The sequence below is a fragment of the Ralstonia sp. 25C genome, assembly GCF_051904805.1.
GTDB lineage: Bacteria > Pseudomonadota > Gammaproteobacteria > Burkholderiales > Burkholderiaceae > Ralstonia.
This window is the reverse complement of the sequence record NZ_CP196737.1, coordinates 182,203-197,660: the sequence shown is the minus strand read 5'-3', so window position 1 is coordinate 197,660 and position 15,458 is coordinate 182,203. Positions and strand designations below refer to the sequence as shown.

Here is a 15,458-nt window from a genome sequence, read left to right as displayed (position 1 = left end):
CAAGGAGTGAGACATGAAGAAGTGTTCTGTGCTGGCGGTGGTGGCAGCAACCTGCGCATTGTTCTCTGCTTATGCGCAAGCGGCGGGCGGTGAAATTGCCGTGGTCGTCAAATCGGCCAACTCCAACTTCTGGCAGAACGTCCAGAAAGGCGCCACGGCTGCCATGGCCAACGCGAAGGGCTACACGATGACCTTTCAGGGGCCCGCTGCCGAATCCGCCATCGCCGACGAAGTGAACATGGTCGAGAACGCGGTCAACCGGAAGGTGGCTGGCATTGTGCTCGCACCATCGGACCCGGACGCGCTGGTGCCGGCGATGAAGAAAGCGTGGGAGGCCCACATTCCCGTGGTGCTGATCGACTCGCTGGTATCCGATTCGGGCAAGCAGTATTACCAGTCGTTCCTGTCGACGGACAACACCAAGGCGGGTGAGCTGTGTGCGAAGGCGATGATCGATGCCGTGGGCCAGACCGGCAAGATCGCGATCATGTCGTACGTGCCGGGTGCAGGGTCTGAAATCGGCCGCGTGGGCGGCTTCAGGAAATACATTGAAGCGCATTCGAAGCTGCAGATCGTCGGGCCTTTCTATTCGCAATCGCAAATGGCCACGGCGCTGAACCAGACGACCGACGTGCTGGCCGCCAATCCTGATTTGAAGGGCATCTTCGGTGCCAACGAGCCGACGGCCGTTGGCATGGGCCGCGCGCTGCAGCAGTCGGGCAAGAGCGGCAAGGTGGCGGCCATCGGCTTTGACGGCAATCAGGATCTGCAGGGCTTCGTGCGCGACGGCACGATCCGCGCAATCGCCGTCCAAAGCTCGTACCAGATGGGCTACAAGGGCATCGAGACCGTCGTCAACGTGATCGAGAAGAAGCCCGTGCAGAAGCAGGTCGATACCGGCGTGATGATGGTCAACAAGCAGAACCTGGATTCGCCGGAAGCCAAGAACGTTCTGTACTGACGCAGCATCGCAATGAGGGGCATGGCGGAGGTTGTCTGCCGCCATGCTGGTGCAGTGGTCTAACCCAATGGCAGATACGGGCCGGCGCTGACCGGCCCACGTCGGCACGCACACGCAATGAGACTCCAAGGAAAACGCATTCTCGTAACAGCGGCCGGGCAGGGCATCGGCCGGGCCAGCGCGATGATGTTTGCAAAAGAGGGCGCGCAAGTGCTCGCCACCGACGTCAACACGGAGGCGCTGGCCACACTGGCCGAGACCGCCGGCATCCGCACCCTGCGCCTGGATGTGACGGACGCCAACGCCATCGCCGTGCTGGCGCGCGAAGAAGCCGCCTTCGATGCGCTGTTCAACTGCGCGGGCTTTGTGCACCACGGCAGCATCCTCGAATGTTCGGAAGACGACTGGGCGTTTTCGTGGCAGCTCAACGTAACGTCGATGTACCGGCTTACGCGTGCGCTGCTGCCCAAGATGCTCGACAACGGCGGCGCGTCGATCATCAACATGGCCTCAGCAGCCTCGAGCGTGAAGGGCGTACCCAACCGCTTTGTGTATGGCGCCACCAAGGCCGCCGTGATCGGTATGACCAAGGCGATTGCCGCCGACTTTGTGGCGCGCGGCATCCGCTGCAACGCCATCTGCCCGGGCACGGTGGAATCGCCTTCGCTCGAGCAGCGCATTGCCACGCAGGCACAGCAACAAAACGTCTCCATCGACACCATCCGCGCCGCATTCGTTGCGCGCCAGCCGATGGGCCGCGTCGGCACGGCAGACGAGATTGCCGCGCTGGCCACCTATCTGGCTTCGGACGAGTCCCGCTTCACGACCGGCACCTGCTGCGTGATCGACGGCGGCTGGTCCAACTAATTCGCTGATTGATTGCTGTCCACAACGATAACGCTATGAAACTCCTCCGCTACGGCCCCAAGGGCCACGAAAAGCCCGGTCTGCTCGATGCACAAGGTCAAGTGCGCGACCTGTCCGCCGTGATCGACGACGTGGCCGGCGCGGCGCTGCTGCCCGAAAGCCTGGACCGTCTGCGCGCGCTGGACATCAATCGTTTGCCCGTGGTGGATGGCACGCCGCAAGCGGGTCTCCGGCTGGGCGCATGCGTCGGCAACGTCGGCAAGTTCATCTGCATCGGCCTGAACTACTCGGACCACGCTGCCGAAACCGGTGCTGAGGTGCCCGCCGAACCGGTGGTCTTCAGCAAGTGGACGAGTGCCATCAGCGGCCCGGACGACGACGTGGAAATTCCGCGTGACTCGGTCAAGACGGATTGGGAGGTGGAACTCGGCGTCGTGATCGGCAAGGGCGGCCGCTATATCAGCGAGGCGGATGCGCTTTCGCACGTGGCGGGCTATTGCGTTATCAACGATGTGTCGGAGCGCGAATACCAGCTCGAGCGTGGCGGCACGTGGGACAAGGGCAAGGGCTGCGACACCTTTGGCCCGATCGGCCCGTGGCTCGTCACCGCTGACGAGGTGCCCAACCCGCAGGCGCTGCACCTGTGGCTGGAGGTGGATGGGCATCGTTACCAGAACGGCTCGACGTCGACCATGGTGTTTGGCGTGGCGCATCTGGTGAGCTACCTGAGCCGCTTCATGAGCCTGCAGCCGGGCGATGTGATTTCCACCGGCACGCCGCCGGGCGTGGGGCTGGGGCAGAAGCCGCCGGTTTATCTACGCGCCGGCCAGACCATGCGCCTGGGCATCCAGGGCCTGGGCGAGCAACGCCAGCGCACGGTGAACGCGCAGGGCTGAAGGGCACGCATTCCGCATTCCAGAACACAACACACATGACCATCATCCGATCTCTGCGCGTGCTGGACGTGCGCTTTCCGACTTCGCAGCATCTCGACGGCTCCGATGCGATGAACCCGGACCCGGATTACTCCGCGGCCTACGTGATTCTGGAAACGGATCAGCCGGGCCTGGAGGGGCACGGCCTGACCTTCACCATCGGCCGCGGCAACGAGGTGTGCTGCGCCGCCATCGAAGCGATGCGTCATCTGGTGGAGGGGCTGGACCTGGACTGGATTCGCGAAGACATGGGCCGCTTCTGGCGGCATGTCACGTCGGATAGCCAGCTGCGCTGGATTGGCCCGGACAAGGGTGCCATTCACCTGGCAACCGGGGCGGTCGTCAATGCTGCGTGGGACTTGTGGGCCAAGGCCGAAGGCAAGCCGCTGTGGCGTCTGGTGGCCGACTTCACGCCCGAAGAATTCGTGCGCTGCATCGACTTCCGCTACATCACCGACGGCATCACGCCCGACGAAGCATTGGAACTGCTGCGCAAGCAGGCGCCCGGCAAGGCTGCGCGTATCCGCACGCTCGAGGCGGAAGGCTACCCCTGCTACACCACCTCCGCCGGCTGGCTCGGCTATGACGACGACAAGCTGCGCCGCCTCTGCCGAGAGGCCGTCGACAGCGGCTTCCGCCATATCAAGCTCAAGGTCGGGCGCGATCTGAAAGACGACATCCGCCGTGTTTCCATCGCCCGCGAGGTGCTCGGGCCCGACCGCGAACTGATGATCGACGCCAACCAGGTCTGGGAGGTGAGCGAAGCCATCGACTGGGTGCGCGAGTTGGGGTTTGCCAAGCCGTGGTTCATTGAAGAGCCCACTAGCCCGGACGATGTGGAGGGCCATCGCGCCGTGCGCAAGGCCATTGCGCCTGTGAAAGTGGCGACGGGCGAGATGTGCCAGAACCGCATCCTCTTCAAGCAGTTCATCATGCGCGGCGCGATTGACGTGGTGCAGATCGATGCGTGTCGGCTGGGCGGCGTGAACGAGATCCTCGCCGTGCTGCTGTTGGCCGCCAAATACGGCTTGCCGGTTTGCCCGCACGCGGGTGGCGTGGGCCTGTGCGAGTACGTGCAGCACCTGTCGATGATCGATTACATCTGCGTATCCGGCACGCGCGAAGGCCGTGTGGTGGAGTACGTGGACCACCTGCACGAGCACTTTGTCGACCCGTGCGTGGTGCGCAACGCAGCCTACCTGCCGCCTCAGGCTCCCGGTTTCTCGATCACGATGAAACCAGCGTCGCTTGAGCAATACCGCTTCCGAGGCTGAGTCGATGACGACGTTCCGCATCGACGCGCACCAGCACTTCTGGCGTTACCGGCCCGAGGCTTACCGATGGATCGGGCTCGGCATGGAGGCCCTGGCGAACGACCGCTTGCCCGCCGATCTGCTGCCCGAATTGCGCGCGCAGCGGCTGGATGCCGCGATTGCCGTGCAGGCCCGCACCGAGCGCGAGGAGACAGATTTTCTGCTCGGTCTCGCCAATGCGCACGAGTGGATTGTGGGTGTGGTCGGTTGGGAAGACCTGCATGCCACTGATCTGGAGGCGCGCCTGGAAGCGCGGAGCGGCGAGCACAAGCTGGTCGGCTTTCGGCACACCGTGCAAGACGAGCCGGATGTCGAGGCGTTTCTGTCGGACCCGGCATTCGAGCGTGGTGTCTCGCTACTGCAGCTCTGGGGGTACACGTACGACGTACTGGTGTACGGCCATCAACTGAACGCCGCCGTGGCCTTTTGCGGCCGGCAGGACCGCCACTGGCTGGTGCTGGACCATCTCGGCAAACCGCCGCTTGAAACGTTCGAGCGCGACCCGCAGGCCCTGGCACGCTGGAAGGCCGCACTGGCCCCGCTAGGGGATATGCCACACGTTGTCTGCAAGCTGTCTGGCCTGCTGACCGAAGCCGACTGGCGAAAAGGCGTGACCGTGCGCGATGTGTACCACGCACGGCAATGCCTCGACGTGGCGCTCGACGTTTTCGGCCCGCAGCGCGTGATGTTCGGCTCCGATTGGCCTGTGTGCCTGCTGGCCGCGTCGTACGGCACCGTGTACGACGTGCTGCACGTCTGGGCCGAAGAGCGCCTGAGCGCCACCGAACGCGCCGACCTCTGGGGCGGCACCGCCATCCGCTGCTACAACCTGCAACTCAAGGAAGGTAAGGCCTGAGCCATGGATCTGCATCTGCAAGACAACGTCGTGATCGTAACGGGTGGGGCGGCCGGTATTGGCGCGGCCATCTCGCTGCAACTGGCTGCTGAAGGCGCCATCCCCGTCATCTGCGGGAAGAGCCCGATGGCCCCGTCGTTCGAGGCCGAGTTGATGCGCCGCCAGCCCAAGGCACGCTTCTTCCAGTTCGATCTGGAAGACGAGGTCGACTGTCGCGGCATGGTGGATGAAACGGCGCGCGCGTTCGGGCGCATCGATGGTCTCGTGAACAACGCGGGCGTCAATGACAGCGTGGGCCTGGATGCGGGCCGAGACGCGTTCGTGCGCTCCCTGGAAAAAAACCTGATTCACTACTACGTCATGGCGCATCTGTGCCTGCCGCACCTGAAAGCGAGCCGAGGGGCCATCGTCAACATCTCGTCGAAAACGGCGGTGACGGGGCAGGGCAATACGAGCGGATACACCGCCGCGAAGGGTGCACAGCTGTCGCTCACACGGGAATGGGCAGCATCACTGGCGCCGGACGGCGTGCGTGTCAACGCGGTCATTCCCGCCGAGGTGCTGACGCCGCTGTACGAGCGCTGGATCGCCACGTTTGACGATCCGGACGCCAAGCTCGCAGGTATCACATCCAAGATCCCGCTCGGCCAGCGAATGACCACTGCCGATGAGATTGCCAGTACCACGGTGTTCCTGCTGTCGAGCCAGGCGTCGCACACGACAGGGCAGTGGGTATTTGTCGATGGTGGCTACACGCACCTCGACCGTGCGCTGACCTGATGAATGACGAGACCGCCGCCATGCGTTACTGCCTTGCTCTCGATCTGAAAGACGACGCGGCCTTGATTGCCACGTATGAAGCGCATCACCAGCGCATCTGGCCGGAGGTTGCACAGCACCTGCGCATCCACGGGGTGACTGGCATGGAGATCTACCGGCTTGGTACACGCATGGTGATGATCATGGAGACCGACGACGCCATTTACGACGCTGAGCGCATGGCCCACGCCACCGAAACGGACCCGAAGATCCGCGAATGGGAAGCACTGATGTGGCGGTTTCAAGCCCCCACGCCCTGGACGCCCGCCGGACAGAAGTGGACGCCAATGACGCGCATCTTTGATTTGCAGCAGCAGTGAAAGCCCCGGCCGCGGCCGGTACGACACGAGAGAGAGGAGACGATAGTGAAGCATCGAGCAACCTGGCCGCTTGCGGCGGCCATCCTGTGCACCGCCGCCGCCACGGCGCATGCACAGACCAACGTCACGCTGTACGGCCGCGTTGTCAGTGGCATCGATTACCAGAACAACGTAGCCGCCACCGCGACGTCGCCGGGCGGCAGCCTCTGGCGCGCCGCTGACAACCAGTGGGGGACCAGCATGTTCGGGTTCATGGGCAAGGAGGACCTGGGCGGTGGTTTGCAAGCCGTCTTCCGCCTGGAATCCGGCTTTGGCGCCGCCCAGGGCAAGACCAACGGCGATGCGCTCTTCAACCGCCGTTCGTACGTCGGTCTGTCCAGCCCCACCTGGGGCACGCTGACCGCCGGCAAGAACCTCTTCATCAGCAACGACGTCTGGTTCCTCGACCCGACTGGCCAACAGTTCATCGGCTCCGCCACGCTGGTACGCGGACGTAACTGGCCCGGCGCCAACAACATCGTCGAATACCAGAGCCCGACCTGGGGCGGCTTCCAGTTCGGTCTGCAGACCGGCCTGGGCGAACAGCCGGGCTCCTTCACCAACAGCCGCCGCGATGGCGTGTCTGCCGTCTACACCGCTGGCCCGGTGGAAGTGCGCGCGATCTACGACGTGATCCGCGACGCCAACGGCAAGTACACGGACATCTTCAATTTCTCGAAAGAAGCGACGGTGGGCGGCACGTTCACCATCGGCAAGGCCAAGCTGTTTGCGGTGTACGAAAACCTGTCCGCCCCCGATGCCCCCGTCGGCGCACCCACTAAGGCCAACCACTACTGGCTGGGCGTGAACTACGAGCTCACCCCGGCGCTGACGCTGATTGGCGCCGCCTACCGCGTCAACGTGAACCATGGTGGTGGCAACGCCAACTTGTTCATGGCCGGTGCGAACTACAACCTGTCCAAGCGCACGCTGCTGTACGCCAGCGTGGGCACGGTGCAGAACAGCGCCAACGCCAATTTCTCGGTGGAGGCGACCAACAACAACCCGGCTCCGGGCAAGAACCAGTTGGGCGCGTACACCGGTATCGTTCATTCCTTCTGAGCAGCATGATGTTCTGATCGCAGGGCTCCTGATTTCCTTGTCTCGCCCGCACTTGTGCGGGCTTTTTTTTCGTCGGGACGGTGCAACGCCATCGGCTTTGGCGCACGCATTGCTACAACGCGTTGTGTACGTCTGTCGTAAGATGCCGCGATCCAAGCAAGGCCCTCAGAAACATGAACTTCCCGCTGATCCTCAACATCGCCGCTTTTGTCGTCCTATTGATGGCACTGCGCTATTGCGCACATTTGAAGCCGAACTGGAGTCTGGCAAAACGCGTGCTGCTGGGCATGGCGCTCGGCATCGTCTTTGGCCTCGCACTGCACATCATTTACGGTGACGACAGCGCGACGCTCAAGCAGTCGATCGCGTGGTTCAGCATCGTGGGTGGCGGCTACATTCAACTGCTGCAGATGATCGTCATGCCGCTTGTGCTGGTGTCGGTGCTGAACTCGGTGGCCAAGCTGAACAACGCCTCGTCACTAGGCAGGATCAGCCTGCTGACGATCGGCACGCTGTTGCTGACGACGCTGATCTCCGCCCTCGTCGGCGTGTTCGTTACCAATCTGTTTGGCCTGACGGCGCAGGGGCTGGTGCAAGGCGCGCAGGAAACCGCCCGGTTGACCGCCATTCAGGACAACTACGTGGGCAAGGTGGCGGAACTGACGGTGCCGCAGTTGCTGCAGTCCTTCCTGCCGAAGAATCCGTTTGCTGAACTGACCGGCGCCAAGCCCACCTCCATCATCAGCGTGGTGATCTTCGCGGCGTTTCTGGGCGTGGCGGCGCTGCATCTGCTCAAGGATGACGCGGCAAAGGGCGAGCGTGTGCTCGTCGCCATCGATACTGCGCAGGCCTGGGTGATGAAGCTGGTGCGCCTTGTCATTCGCCTGACGCCCTATGGGGTGCTGGCGCTGATGACCAACGTGGTGGCCACATCCAACGTGCAAGATATCATCAAGCTTGGCGGCTTCGTTGTGGCCTCGTATCTGGGGCTGGCGATCATGTTTGGTGTGCATGCCGTGTTGCTGACGCTCAATGGCATCAACCCGATTCGCTTCTTCCGCAAGGTCTGGCCTGCCCTGTCCTTTGCGTTCACCAGCCGGTCGAGCGCCGCGACCATTCCGCTGAGCATCGAGGCGCAGACACGGCGCATCGGCGTACCGGAGTCGATCGCCAGTTTTGCTGCATCGTTTGGCACCACGATTGGCCAGAACGGCTGCGCCGGCCTGTACCCCGCCATGCTGGCAGTGATGGTGGCGCCCACGGTCGGCATTAATCCGCTGGACCCGACATGGATCGCCACCTTGGTCGCCATCGTCACGCTTAGCTCGGTCGGCGTGGCGGGCGTGGGCGGTGGTGCCACCTTTGCCGCGTTGATCGTGCTGCCGGCGATGGGCTTGCCGGTGACGCTCGTGGCGCTGCTGATCTCCATCGAACCGCTCATCGATATGGGCCGCACTGCGCTCAATGTCAATGGCTCGATGACCGCCGGGACGATTACCAGTCAGTTGCTGCGGCAGACTGATCGGCGTGTCTTCGATGCCGAGGAGGAATCGGAACTGGCGCATCGCTGATTGGCGCAAAAACGGAAGATGCCGGCCAACTGGCCGGTATCTTCTTGTGGCGTGACGTCGATTATTCCTCGCTCGTATCGTTTGATTCGTCGTACTGAGCGAGCGAGAAGAGCAGGGTGGCGAAATCGGTCAATGGCAGATCGCCGGTCGTCAGATCAACCATCGCATCTTCCAAGTCATCGTTGTGTGCAATGGTCACGCCGTGTAACTCCAAAAAGGTCAGGCAAGTCACCAAGCCCGTACGCTTGTTGGCATCGTTAAAGCAGTGCCCTTGACCAATGGCGCGCGCGTAATGTGCCGCGAGTTCGAAGAGATCGTCTACCCCGTCGTAATACTGCGCAGTGGACACGCGATTCAGCGCACCCTCCAAATAGCCTGGGTGTTCTCCTATGAGCCCTGGTTCGGTCGACAGGATGATGTCGTGGATCTCCCGGACTTGTTCCGGAGTGATTGTGATGAACAACGCAGTCATTACCGCTTGGCCAAGCGTTTGATGACGTCGCCGTGCTTTCTGATGACCTTTCTTGCGTAGTCGTTAACGGTGGTCGACGGCGCTTCCCGAACTACCAAAACCCGACCATCAATGGTGTGAAGGGCAGTTGACTCCACCTTGAAGGGCTCATGGCTCATGGCGGACGTGACTTTCTTCCGGGCCTTAATCGGCACGTTGTATTTGGCGAGAGCGGTACTGGCGGTCTTTTTCATAGATTTCAGTATATCGGTTCCGGAGGAGGCGTTGCGGCTTATGGCGCCTGGGCAAGATCGGTCAGCAGTTCCATGAAGGCATTGGCCAGCTCCGTCGGTGCCTGGGCACTTCGGCGCAGCAACCCGACCGGCTCCTTCGTGCCGGAGGTGGCGATGTCAAGGCGGACAAGCTGACGATGGGCCACATCATCCCGCGCCGCCCGCTCTGGCGTAATCCACACTGCGTCAGAGCGGCACGCCAGCAAGCGTGCGACCGACACCGACAGCGTTTCCGTCACGCCGGCCGGCAGGCGCAGCCCGTGTGTCTGGAACAGCGCATCGGTATGGTGGCGCGGCACGGTACCTTGCGTGGCAATCACCAGCGGGTAATCCAGCACCGCCTGCAACGACGCGGAAGCCCCCGGCTGCGCCAGCAATGGATGGCCGGGGCGCACCACCAGCGCAAGCGGCTCGGCGTATAGCAGCTCGAACGACAGCCCCTGCATGGCATCGGGCTCGGCCATGCGTCCAATAATGAAATCGAGCTCGCCTGCCTTGAGTGCCGAGAGCAGTTCGATGTTGGTCCCGGTGCGCAGCCGCACGCCAGCATGCGGGCGTTGCGCATGCAACCGCGCAATCGCCTGCGGCAGCAGGCTGCTCGCCACGGTGGGCAGGGCGCCGACGTGCACGACGGGCGCAGACGCATCCCCTGAACCCGTCAGCGCGGCCGTGGCGGACTCCAATGCCTGCGTCACCCCCACCGCATGCCGAAGGAATTGTTCGCCGGCTGCCGTCAAGCGCGCGCCGTGGCGGCCACGCTCCACGAGTTGCACGCCCGCGAGCGCTTCCAGCTCGCCCAGCGTTTTCGATACCGCCGGCTGGCTCAGATGCAGCCGTTCGGCGGCGCGCCGCAGGTTGCGCTCCTGTGCGATCGCCACAAAGCAGCTCAGGTGCCGGAAGCGGATTCGCGAAGGGAGTTCGCCGAAAACAGCACTTTCCATAACTTGGGGTTATTGAATTTTCGACCAGAAGTCAATTTACTTCACTTTTTTGCGGAGATACAGTCCATCCCACGAGTTCAATAGGAGACGCCCCATGACCTTGCCCCTTTCCGGCACTGGCGAATTCGCCCAGCGCGATACCACCCAGCATCCGCCCGCATTGACGCCCGGCTACAAGACCAGCGTGCTGCGCTCCCCGCGCAAGGCACTCATCTCCACGCTCAATACGCTGTCGGAAACCACCGCGCCAGTGTTCCATGCCGATGACCTCGGCCCGCTCGACAACGACCTCATCCTCAACTACGCCAAAGACAGCCTGCCGATCGGCGAGCGCATCATCGTGCATGGCTATGTGCGCGACGAATTCGGCCGCCCGGTGCCGAACGCACTGGTCGAGGTGTGGCAGGCCAACGCCGGCGGACGCTACCGCCACAAGAACGACCGTTACCTCGCGCCCATCGACCCGAACTTCGGCGGCTGCGGCCGCATGCTGACGGACGCCAATGGCTACTACGTCTATCGCACCGTCAGGCCGGGCGCGTACCCGTGGCGCAATAGCATCAACGACTGGCGCCCGGCGCATATCCACTACTCGCTGTCGGGCGACGGCTGGGCGCAGCGCCTGATCACGCAGATGTACTTTGAAGGCGACCCGATGATCGCGCAGTGCCCGATCATCAAGACCATCCCCAGTGAAGAGCAAGTGCGCGGCTTGATTGCGCTGCTCGATACGGCCAACCACGTGCCGCTCGATTCGCGCTGCTACCGCTTTGACATCACGCTGCGCGGCCGTCGTGCCACGCATTTCGAGAACACTGTCCCCGGTCTGCAAGGAGCCAAGTGATGACGACGACCACGCTTCAAGCATCGCTGGAACGCGCCCAGGCAGCGGCTGCCACCACAACGCCACCATTTGCGCACTTCAACGAAACAGCCTCGCAGACGGGCGGCCCATACGTGCACATCGGCCTTGCGCCGCGCCAGGCCGGTTTCGACATCTACGAAAAAGAGTTCGGCAATGTGCTGACCACGCCGGCCACGCGCGGCGAGCGCATCGCGCTGGAAGGGCGCGTCTACGACGGCTCCGGCTCGCTGCTGCGCGATGTGTTGATCGAGATCTGGCAAGCCAATGCGGATGGCAAGTACGCGCATCCGGCGGATCGGCAAGACAAGCCGGTGGACCCCGCCTTCCGCGGCTGGGGCCGTGCCGGCGCCGATTTCGACACAGGCGTCTACCGCTTCGAGACCATCAAGCCGGGTGCCGTGGCGGGGCGCGGCAACGCCGTGCAGGCACCGCACATCTGCATGGTGCTGTTTGCGCGGGGCATCAACATGGGGCTGCACACACGCGTGTATTTCAGCGACGAGGTGGCCGCCAATGGCACCGACCCCGTGCTGAACGGTATCGAGTGGGAAGTGCGCCGCAAGACGCTGATCGCCCAGCGCAGCGAGCGTAACGGCGAAGTGGTCTACACCTTCGACGTGCGCCTGCAAGACACGCCCGATGGCGGCGCGGAGACGGTGTTCTTCGACATCTGATCGCTACGTCACATCGGAAACATGCAACGCTTGGCGGAGCCATCTGCCGGGCGTTGTTTTTTTGCGCGTGCAGCAAGACCGCAGCAAGACCGGAGCAAAACGGTCATGCGGGCGTCGATAATGGGCGGATTCCCCACTCGCCGCCTGCCGCCTTCCCGTGACCCAACTCACGCTTCCCGGATTCGAAGCCACCCCGCAGTTGCCTGCACATCGCCTGTTTCTGGCCGTGAAGCCCGATGCCGAGACCGCGCAACACATCGCTCGCCTAATCGAGCAATTGCGGCCTGTGGTGGGTTTCAAGGGCAAGGCGCTGCGTGCCGAACGTTTGCACGTCACGCTCCACCATGTGGGGGATTTCGTTCAACCGCCGCCGGATGACCTGGTTGCGAGAGTACGTGCCGCAGCCGAAGGGCTCGCGCTGCCCGCGTTCGATGCCTCTTTCAACCAGGTGGTGAGCTTTCATGGCCGGCGCGATCACCGGCCCTTCGTGCTGCTGGGCAATGAGGGTGTGGCGGAACTGATGGCGTTTCAGTCCGCCCTGGGCGACGCGCTGTTGCGGGCCGGCGTGCCCGTGTCGCATGGCCACTTCAAACCGCATATCACGCTGCTGTACGACCGTGGCGGCTTTGCGCCCAAACCGGTCGAGCCCATCACGTGGACAGTGCGGGAGTTCGTCCTCATCCATAGCTGGCTGGGCAAGACGCGGTACGACGAACTCGGCCGCTGGGCGCTCAAGGGCTGAGGCGCGTTCTTCCTATGCGCAGCCGTCCGGCCCGCAGACGGGGCCATCGGCTTCACCCACCGCGTCCACCGAAGCCGGCGCGCCAGCATGTTGCGCCAGTGCCTGTGCCCATTGCTCCGGGCGACCCAGCCACGGGCCGATGTCGATCATGCCGATGCGGCCATCCGCATCCTCCAGCGCAAACGTTGGGAAACCTTGGCCGCCCACGCGATCAAGCCATTGCCGGCTGGCGGTGATGTGCTGCTGCGTGAGCGCACCGGCTTGCCGCGCGTATTCCGCATCGAAGGCTTCGGGCGAGAGGCCGATCTCCGCCGCCAATTCACGCAGTACGGGCACATCGGCAATGCGTCGGCCTTCTTGGTAGTGCGCGCGCTGGATGCGGTGGGTCATGTCCAGCCCACGCCCGCCGAGTGCCTCGGCCGCCAACGCAGCGGTAATGGGCGGCTCCGAGTCCATCACGGCCGTCGTATCGCGCAGCAGGCCTTCAAAGTAGGGCTCGCCGAAGGGCTGGCCGGTGAGGCTGGCGATGCGGTGGTCGTGCGGCATGACGTAGTCGCGCCACTGTGGCGTCACCGCACGGCGGTTCGCGCCGGCCAGCATGCCGCCGGCATGGAAGGCGATTTCCAGGCCCGGCACTTTGCGGGCGGCCTCCACCAGCGGCGCGGCGCCGTAGCACCAGCCGCATAGCGGGTCGAAGATGTAATGCAGCGTTGTCATGCGTTTGTCCTTGTGTTTGTCCGCGTTATTGCGGCCACTTCATTTCGCCCTTGATGACCTTGGCGCTCAGCTCCAGCGAAGCGTCGCCGCCGAGCGTCGGGTAGGCGGTCTTCATGGCCTTGACCAGCTCTGCGGAGTTGTTGGCCTTGGCGGCTTGCAGCTCAAACGTCTTCAGGTAGTCGGCCGTGAAGCGTACCGCGTCCAACCCCTTGGGCATCGCACCGGAGAAGTGGCCGGGCACCACCGTCGCGGGCTTGAGCGCGGCGATGTTGTCCAGCGTCTGCAGCCAGCCCAGGCGCGACTCGCGCGTCTGCGTGTCGGCCACCCAGACATGATCGCCGTTGAAGACCACCACGCCGCCGGCTACGGTTTTCAGCGACGGAATCCACAGATACGTGCGCGCCGGGTTCGGGCCGTTCAACCCCTTGATCTCGATCGTGCGGCCCTCCAGCGTCAGGTGGTCGCGCTGCAGCACCTCGGGCAACACGAGCGCCTGGGGCGCATTGTCCTTCAGGATCGGGCCCCAATAGGCCAGCTTGCCTTGCATCGACGCCTGGATGGCGGCCACCGTCTGCGGCGTCGCCACGATCTTCGCTTGCGGGAAAGCAGCGTGGATGACGTCGAGCCCGAAGTAGTAATCCGGATCGCTATGGCTGATGTAGACCGTGGTCAGCGTCTTGCCGCTGGCCTTGAGTTTCTGCACTAGGGCTTGCGCGTCGCTGCGCTGGAATTGCGCGTCGATCAGGATCGCCTCGTGCGCGCCGGTGATGATTTCCGACGACACCGGGAAGATGCCCTTGTCGCCCGGGTTATAGACCTCCAGGTGCAGCGGCGCAGGCGCGGCGGCATGGGCCACAAGACCAGCGCTGACAAGGCTGGCGGCGAGCAAGGTGCGGATCAAGGACATTCGGGTTCTCCAGTCGGGTGAGGTGATTTGGAATGTCATCACTATAGGTTGCTTGATTCGACCGAAAAACACCCTAAGATGCGCATATTTGTTTCATTAATCGATCAAATATGGATCGCATCAAGGCGGCTGAGGTGTTTCTGGCGATTGTCGAGCGCGGCAGCCTGAGCGCCGCGGCGGAAGGGCTCGACATGTCGCGCGCGATGGTCACGCGCTACCTCGCAGAGATGGAGGAGTGGTCCGGCGCGCGCCTGCTGCACCGGACTACACGCCGCATAGGCCTGACCGCGGCCGGCGAGGCCACCCTGGCGCGCTGCCGCCAGATGCTGGAAATCGCCACGCAGATGGCCGTGGCCGACGGCGCTGAAGCCGATATGCCGCGTGGTCTGCTGCGCATTGCGTGCGCGCAATCGCTCGCGCAACAGGTGCTGGGCGCGGCGGTGACGGCGTATCTGCGGCGCTATCCGCAGACCGCTGTGGACCTCGTTGTCGACAACCGCACCGTCAACCTCGTGGAAGAGCGCATCGACCTCGCGGTGCGCATTACCAATGATCTCGACCCGAATCTGATCGCGCGGCCGCTGGGCACGTGTGAGTCCGTTGTGGTGGCGGCACCGTCGTACCTCGCCGCGCATGGCACACCGCGCCGGCTGGAAGACCTGGCCGTGCACAACTGCCTGACGTACTCGTACTTCGGCAAGAGCCTGTGGAAGTTCACGGATGCAAAGTCGGGAGCGCCATCCGATGTGCCGGTGGGTGGCAACCTGAGCGCGAACGAATCGATGGCGCTGTTGGCGGCCGCCAAGGAAGGCGCCGGCATTGCGCTGCAGCCGGTGTTTGCCGCCGCGCCCCTCATCGCGAGCGGGCAGCTTGTGCGCCTGCTGCCGGACTACGCGCCACAGGTGCTGGGTATCCACGGCGTCTACAGCTCGCGCAGGCAGATGCCGGCGGCGTTACGCGCGATGCTGGATTTCCTCGTCGATTGGTTCCGCACACATCAGGGCGTTGTCTGATATGGCAATCCGCGCGCGATGACTAGAGTGGCGGGCTTTCAAACAGAACGCCCCCCATGAACTACGACGGCATCACCCCCGAGATTGCGCGCGGCCTGCTCGTGCTGCGTGA

Annotated in this window: 18 protein-coding genes; 13 read left to right on the top strand and 5 right to left on the bottom strand. The window is 63.6% G+C overall.

The annotated features are described in order from the left end of the window. The first annotated feature begins 13 nt into the window (after positions 1 to 13). The 9 genes from ACS7SF_RS00885 to ACS7SF_RS00845 all read left to right on the top strand — a co-directional run bounded on the left by ACS7SF_RS00885 (position 14) and on the right by ACS7SF_RS00845 (position 8,743). A complete protein-coding gene (locus tag ACS7SF_RS00885) occupies positions 14 to 961 on the top strand; it encodes an ABC transporter substrate-binding protein (protein WP_439891264.1) in 948 nt (315 codons plus the stop codon). 117 nt (positions 962 to 1,078) lie between these two features. After that, positions 1,079 to 1,828 carry an SDR family oxidoreductase gene (locus ACS7SF_RS00880; RefSeq protein WP_439891263.1) on the top strand — a complete coding sequence of 250 codons (750 nt, stop codon included), beginning with the start codon at positions 1,079 to 1,081 and terminating at the stop codon, positions 1,826 to 1,828. A 35-nt stretch (positions 1,829 to 1,863) separates the two neighbouring features. Then, on the top strand, positions 1,864 to 2,724 hold the full coding sequence (locus tag ACS7SF_RS00875) for a fumarylacetoacetate hydrolase family protein (protein WP_439891262.1): 861 nt from the start codon (positions 1,864 to 1,866) through the stop codon (positions 2,722 to 2,724). Between the two features lie 35 nt (positions 2,725 to 2,759). Next, positions 2,760 to 4,037, top strand: coding sequence for an L-fuconate dehydratase (locus ACS7SF_RS00870; RefSeq protein ID WP_439891261.1), 1,278 nt, complete (start codon positions 2,760 to 2,762; stop codon positions 4,035 to 4,037). 4 nt (positions 4,038 to 4,041) lie between these two features. After that, positions 4,042 to 4,932: an amidohydrolase family protein gene (locus tag ACS7SF_RS00865; RefSeq protein WP_439892806.1), complete on the top strand. Its 891-nt coding sequence runs from the start codon at positions 4,042 to 4,044 to the stop codon at positions 4,930 to 4,932. Positions 4,933 to 4,935: 3 nt separating this feature from the next. Continuing rightward, positions 4,936 to 5,712 (top strand): SDR family oxidoreductase, encoded by a 777-nt coding sequence (locus ACS7SF_RS00860; RefSeq protein WP_439891260.1) that lies wholly within the window; start codon positions 4,936 to 4,938, stop codon positions 5,710 to 5,712. 20 nt (positions 5,713 to 5,732) lie between these two features. Next, positions 5,733 to 6,071, top strand: a complete 339-nt coding sequence (locus tag ACS7SF_RS00855) for an L-rhamnose mutarotase (protein ID WP_439892805.1) — start codon at positions 5,733 to 5,735, stop codon at positions 6,069 to 6,071. A 45-nt stretch (positions 6,072 to 6,116) separates the two neighbouring features. Next, positions 6,117 to 7,172, top strand: coding sequence for a porin (locus ACS7SF_RS00850; protein ID WP_439891259.1), 1,056 nt, complete (start codon positions 6,117 to 6,119; stop codon positions 7,170 to 7,172). A gap of 173 nt (positions 7,173 to 7,345) precedes the next feature. After that, a complete protein-coding gene (locus ACS7SF_RS00845; protein ID WP_439891258.1) occupies positions 7,346 to 8,743 on the top strand; it encodes an L-cystine transporter in 1,398 nt (465 codons plus the stop codon). Between the two features lie 61 nt (positions 8,744 to 8,804). Here the strand turns inward: ACS7SF_RS00845 and ACS7SF_RS00840 are convergent, their stop codons facing one another. The 3 genes from ACS7SF_RS00840 to pcaQ are packed head-to-tail and all read right to left on the bottom strand — an operon-like array spanning position 8,805 to position 10,428. Next, positions 8,805 to 9,215, bottom strand: a complete 411-nt coding sequence (locus ACS7SF_RS00840) for a type II toxin-antitoxin system death-on-curing family toxin (RefSeq protein ID WP_439891257.1) — start codon at positions 9,213 to 9,215, stop codon at positions 8,805 to 8,807. Continuing rightward, positions 9,215 to 9,448 (bottom strand): hypothetical protein, encoded by a 234-nt coding sequence (locus tag ACS7SF_RS00835; RefSeq protein WP_439891256.1) that lies wholly within the window; start codon positions 9,446 to 9,448, stop codon positions 9,215 to 9,217. The genes ACS7SF_RS00840 and ACS7SF_RS00835 overlap by 1 nt, the downstream gene beginning before the upstream one ends. A 38-nt stretch (positions 9,449 to 9,486) precedes the next feature. Then, positions 9,487 to 10,428, bottom strand: a complete 942-nt coding sequence (pcaQ, locus tag ACS7SF_RS00830; RefSeq protein WP_439891255.1) for a pca operon transcription factor PcaQ — start codon at positions 10,426 to 10,428, stop codon at positions 9,487 to 9,489. Between the two features lie 94 nt (positions 10,429 to 10,522). Here pcaQ and pcaH point away from each other — a divergent pair, with 94 nt between their 5' ends. The 3 genes from pcaH to thpR all read left to right on the top strand — a co-directional run bounded on the left by pcaH (position 10,523) and on the right by thpR (position 12,709). Next, entirely contained in the window at positions 10,523 to 11,272 is a 750-nt protein-coding gene (pcaH, locus tag ACS7SF_RS00825) for a protocatechuate 3,4-dioxygenase subunit beta (RefSeq protein ID WP_439891254.1), read from the top strand. Then, complete coding sequence (gene pcaG, locus ACS7SF_RS00820) at positions 11,272 to 11,967, top strand: protocatechuate 3,4-dioxygenase subunit alpha (RefSeq protein ID WP_439891253.1); 696 nt, start codon at positions 11,272 to 11,274, stop codon at positions 11,965 to 11,967. The genes pcaH and pcaG overlap by 1 nt, the downstream gene beginning before the upstream one ends. 157 nt (positions 11,968 to 12,124) lie before the next feature. Further along, positions 12,125 to 12,709, top strand: coding sequence for an RNA 2',3'-cyclic phosphodiesterase (gene thpR / locus ACS7SF_RS00815; RefSeq protein ID WP_439891252.1), 585 nt, complete (start codon positions 12,125 to 12,127; stop codon positions 12,707 to 12,709). A 12-nt stretch (positions 12,710 to 12,721) separates the two neighbouring features. Here the strand turns inward: thpR and ACS7SF_RS00810 are convergent, their stop codons facing one another. Further along, complete coding sequence (locus ACS7SF_RS00810) at positions 12,722 to 13,426, bottom strand: DsbA family protein (RefSeq protein ID WP_439891251.1); 705 nt, start codon at positions 13,424 to 13,426, stop codon at positions 12,722 to 12,724. 25 nt (positions 13,427 to 13,451) lie between these two features. After that, on the bottom strand, positions 13,452 to 14,333 hold the full coding sequence (locus ACS7SF_RS00805) for an MBL fold metallo-hydrolase (RefSeq protein WP_439891250.1): 882 nt from the start codon (positions 14,331 to 14,333) through the stop codon (positions 13,452 to 13,454). A gap of 110 nt (positions 14,334 to 14,443) precedes the next feature. Here ACS7SF_RS00805 and ACS7SF_RS00800 point away from each other — a divergent pair, with 110 nt between their 5' ends. After that, positions 14,444 to 15,346, top strand: a complete 903-nt coding sequence (locus ACS7SF_RS00800) for a LysR family transcriptional regulator (RefSeq protein ID WP_439891249.1) — start codon at positions 14,444 to 14,446, stop codon at positions 15,344 to 15,346. The last annotated feature ends 112 nt before the right edge of the window (positions 15,347 to 15,458 follow it).

Bases quoted from the DNA above. Each gene is read 5' to 3' on its own strand.
- ACS7SF_RS00875 (WP_439891262.1), top strand. From the start codon at position 1,864: ATGAAACTCCTCCGCTACGGCCCCAAGGGCCACGAAAAGCCCGGTCTG.
- ACS7SF_RS00870 (WP_439891261.1), top strand. From the start codon at position 2,760: ATGACCATCATCCGATCTCTGCGCGTGCTGGACGTGCGCTTTCCGACT.
- ACS7SF_RS00800 (WP_439891249.1), top strand. From the start codon at position 14,444: ATGGATCGCATCAAGGCGGCTGAGGTGTTTCTGGCGATTGTCGAGCGC.
- ACS7SF_RS00835 (WP_439891256.1), bottom strand. From the start codon at position 9,448: ATGAAAAAGACCGCCAGTACCGCTCTCGCCAAATACAACGTGCCGATT.
- ACS7SF_RS00860 (WP_439891260.1), top strand. From the start codon at position 4,936: ATGGATCTGCATCTGCAAGACAACGTCGTGATCGTAACGGGTGGGGCG.
- ACS7SF_RS00865 (WP_439892806.1), top strand. From the start codon at position 4,042: ATGACGACGTTCCGCATCGACGCGCACCAGCACTTCTGGCGTTACCGG.
- pcaG (WP_439891253.1), top strand. From the start codon at position 11,272: ATGACGACGACCACGCTTCAAGCATCGCTGGAACGCGCCCAGGCAGCG.
- pcaH (WP_439891254.1), top strand. From the start codon at position 10,523: ATGACCTTGCCCCTTTCCGGCACTGGCGAATTCGCCCAGCGCGATACC.
- ACS7SF_RS00845 (WP_439891258.1), top strand. From the start codon at position 7,346: ATGAACTTCCCGCTGATCCTCAACATCGCCGCTTTTGTCGTCCTATTG.
- ACS7SF_RS00840 (WP_439891257.1), bottom strand. From the start codon at position 9,215: ATGACTGCGTTGTTCATCACAATCACTCCGGAACAAGTCCGGGAGATC.
- ACS7SF_RS00810 (WP_439891251.1), bottom strand. From the start codon at position 13,426: ATGACAACGCTGCATTACATCTTCGACCCGCTATGCGGCTGGTGCTAC.
- ACS7SF_RS00855 (WP_439892805.1), top strand. From the start codon at position 5,733: ATGCGTTACTGCCTTGCTCTCGATCTGAAAGACGACGCGGCCTTGATT.
- ACS7SF_RS00880 (WP_439891263.1), top strand. From the start codon at position 1,079: ATGAGACTCCAAGGAAAACGCATTCTCGTAACAGCGGCCGGGCAGGGC.
- ACS7SF_RS00885 (WP_439891264.1), top strand. From the start codon at position 14: ATGAAGAAGTGTTCTGTGCTGGCGGTGGTGGCAGCAACCTGCGCATTG.
- ACS7SF_RS00805 (WP_439891250.1), bottom strand. From the start codon at position 14,333: ATGTCCTTGATCCGCACCTTGCTCGCCGCCAGCCTTGTCAGCGCTGGT.
- pcaQ (WP_439891255.1), bottom strand. From the start codon at position 10,428: ATGGAAAGTGCTGTTTTCGGCGAACTCCCTTCGCGAATCCGCTTCCGG.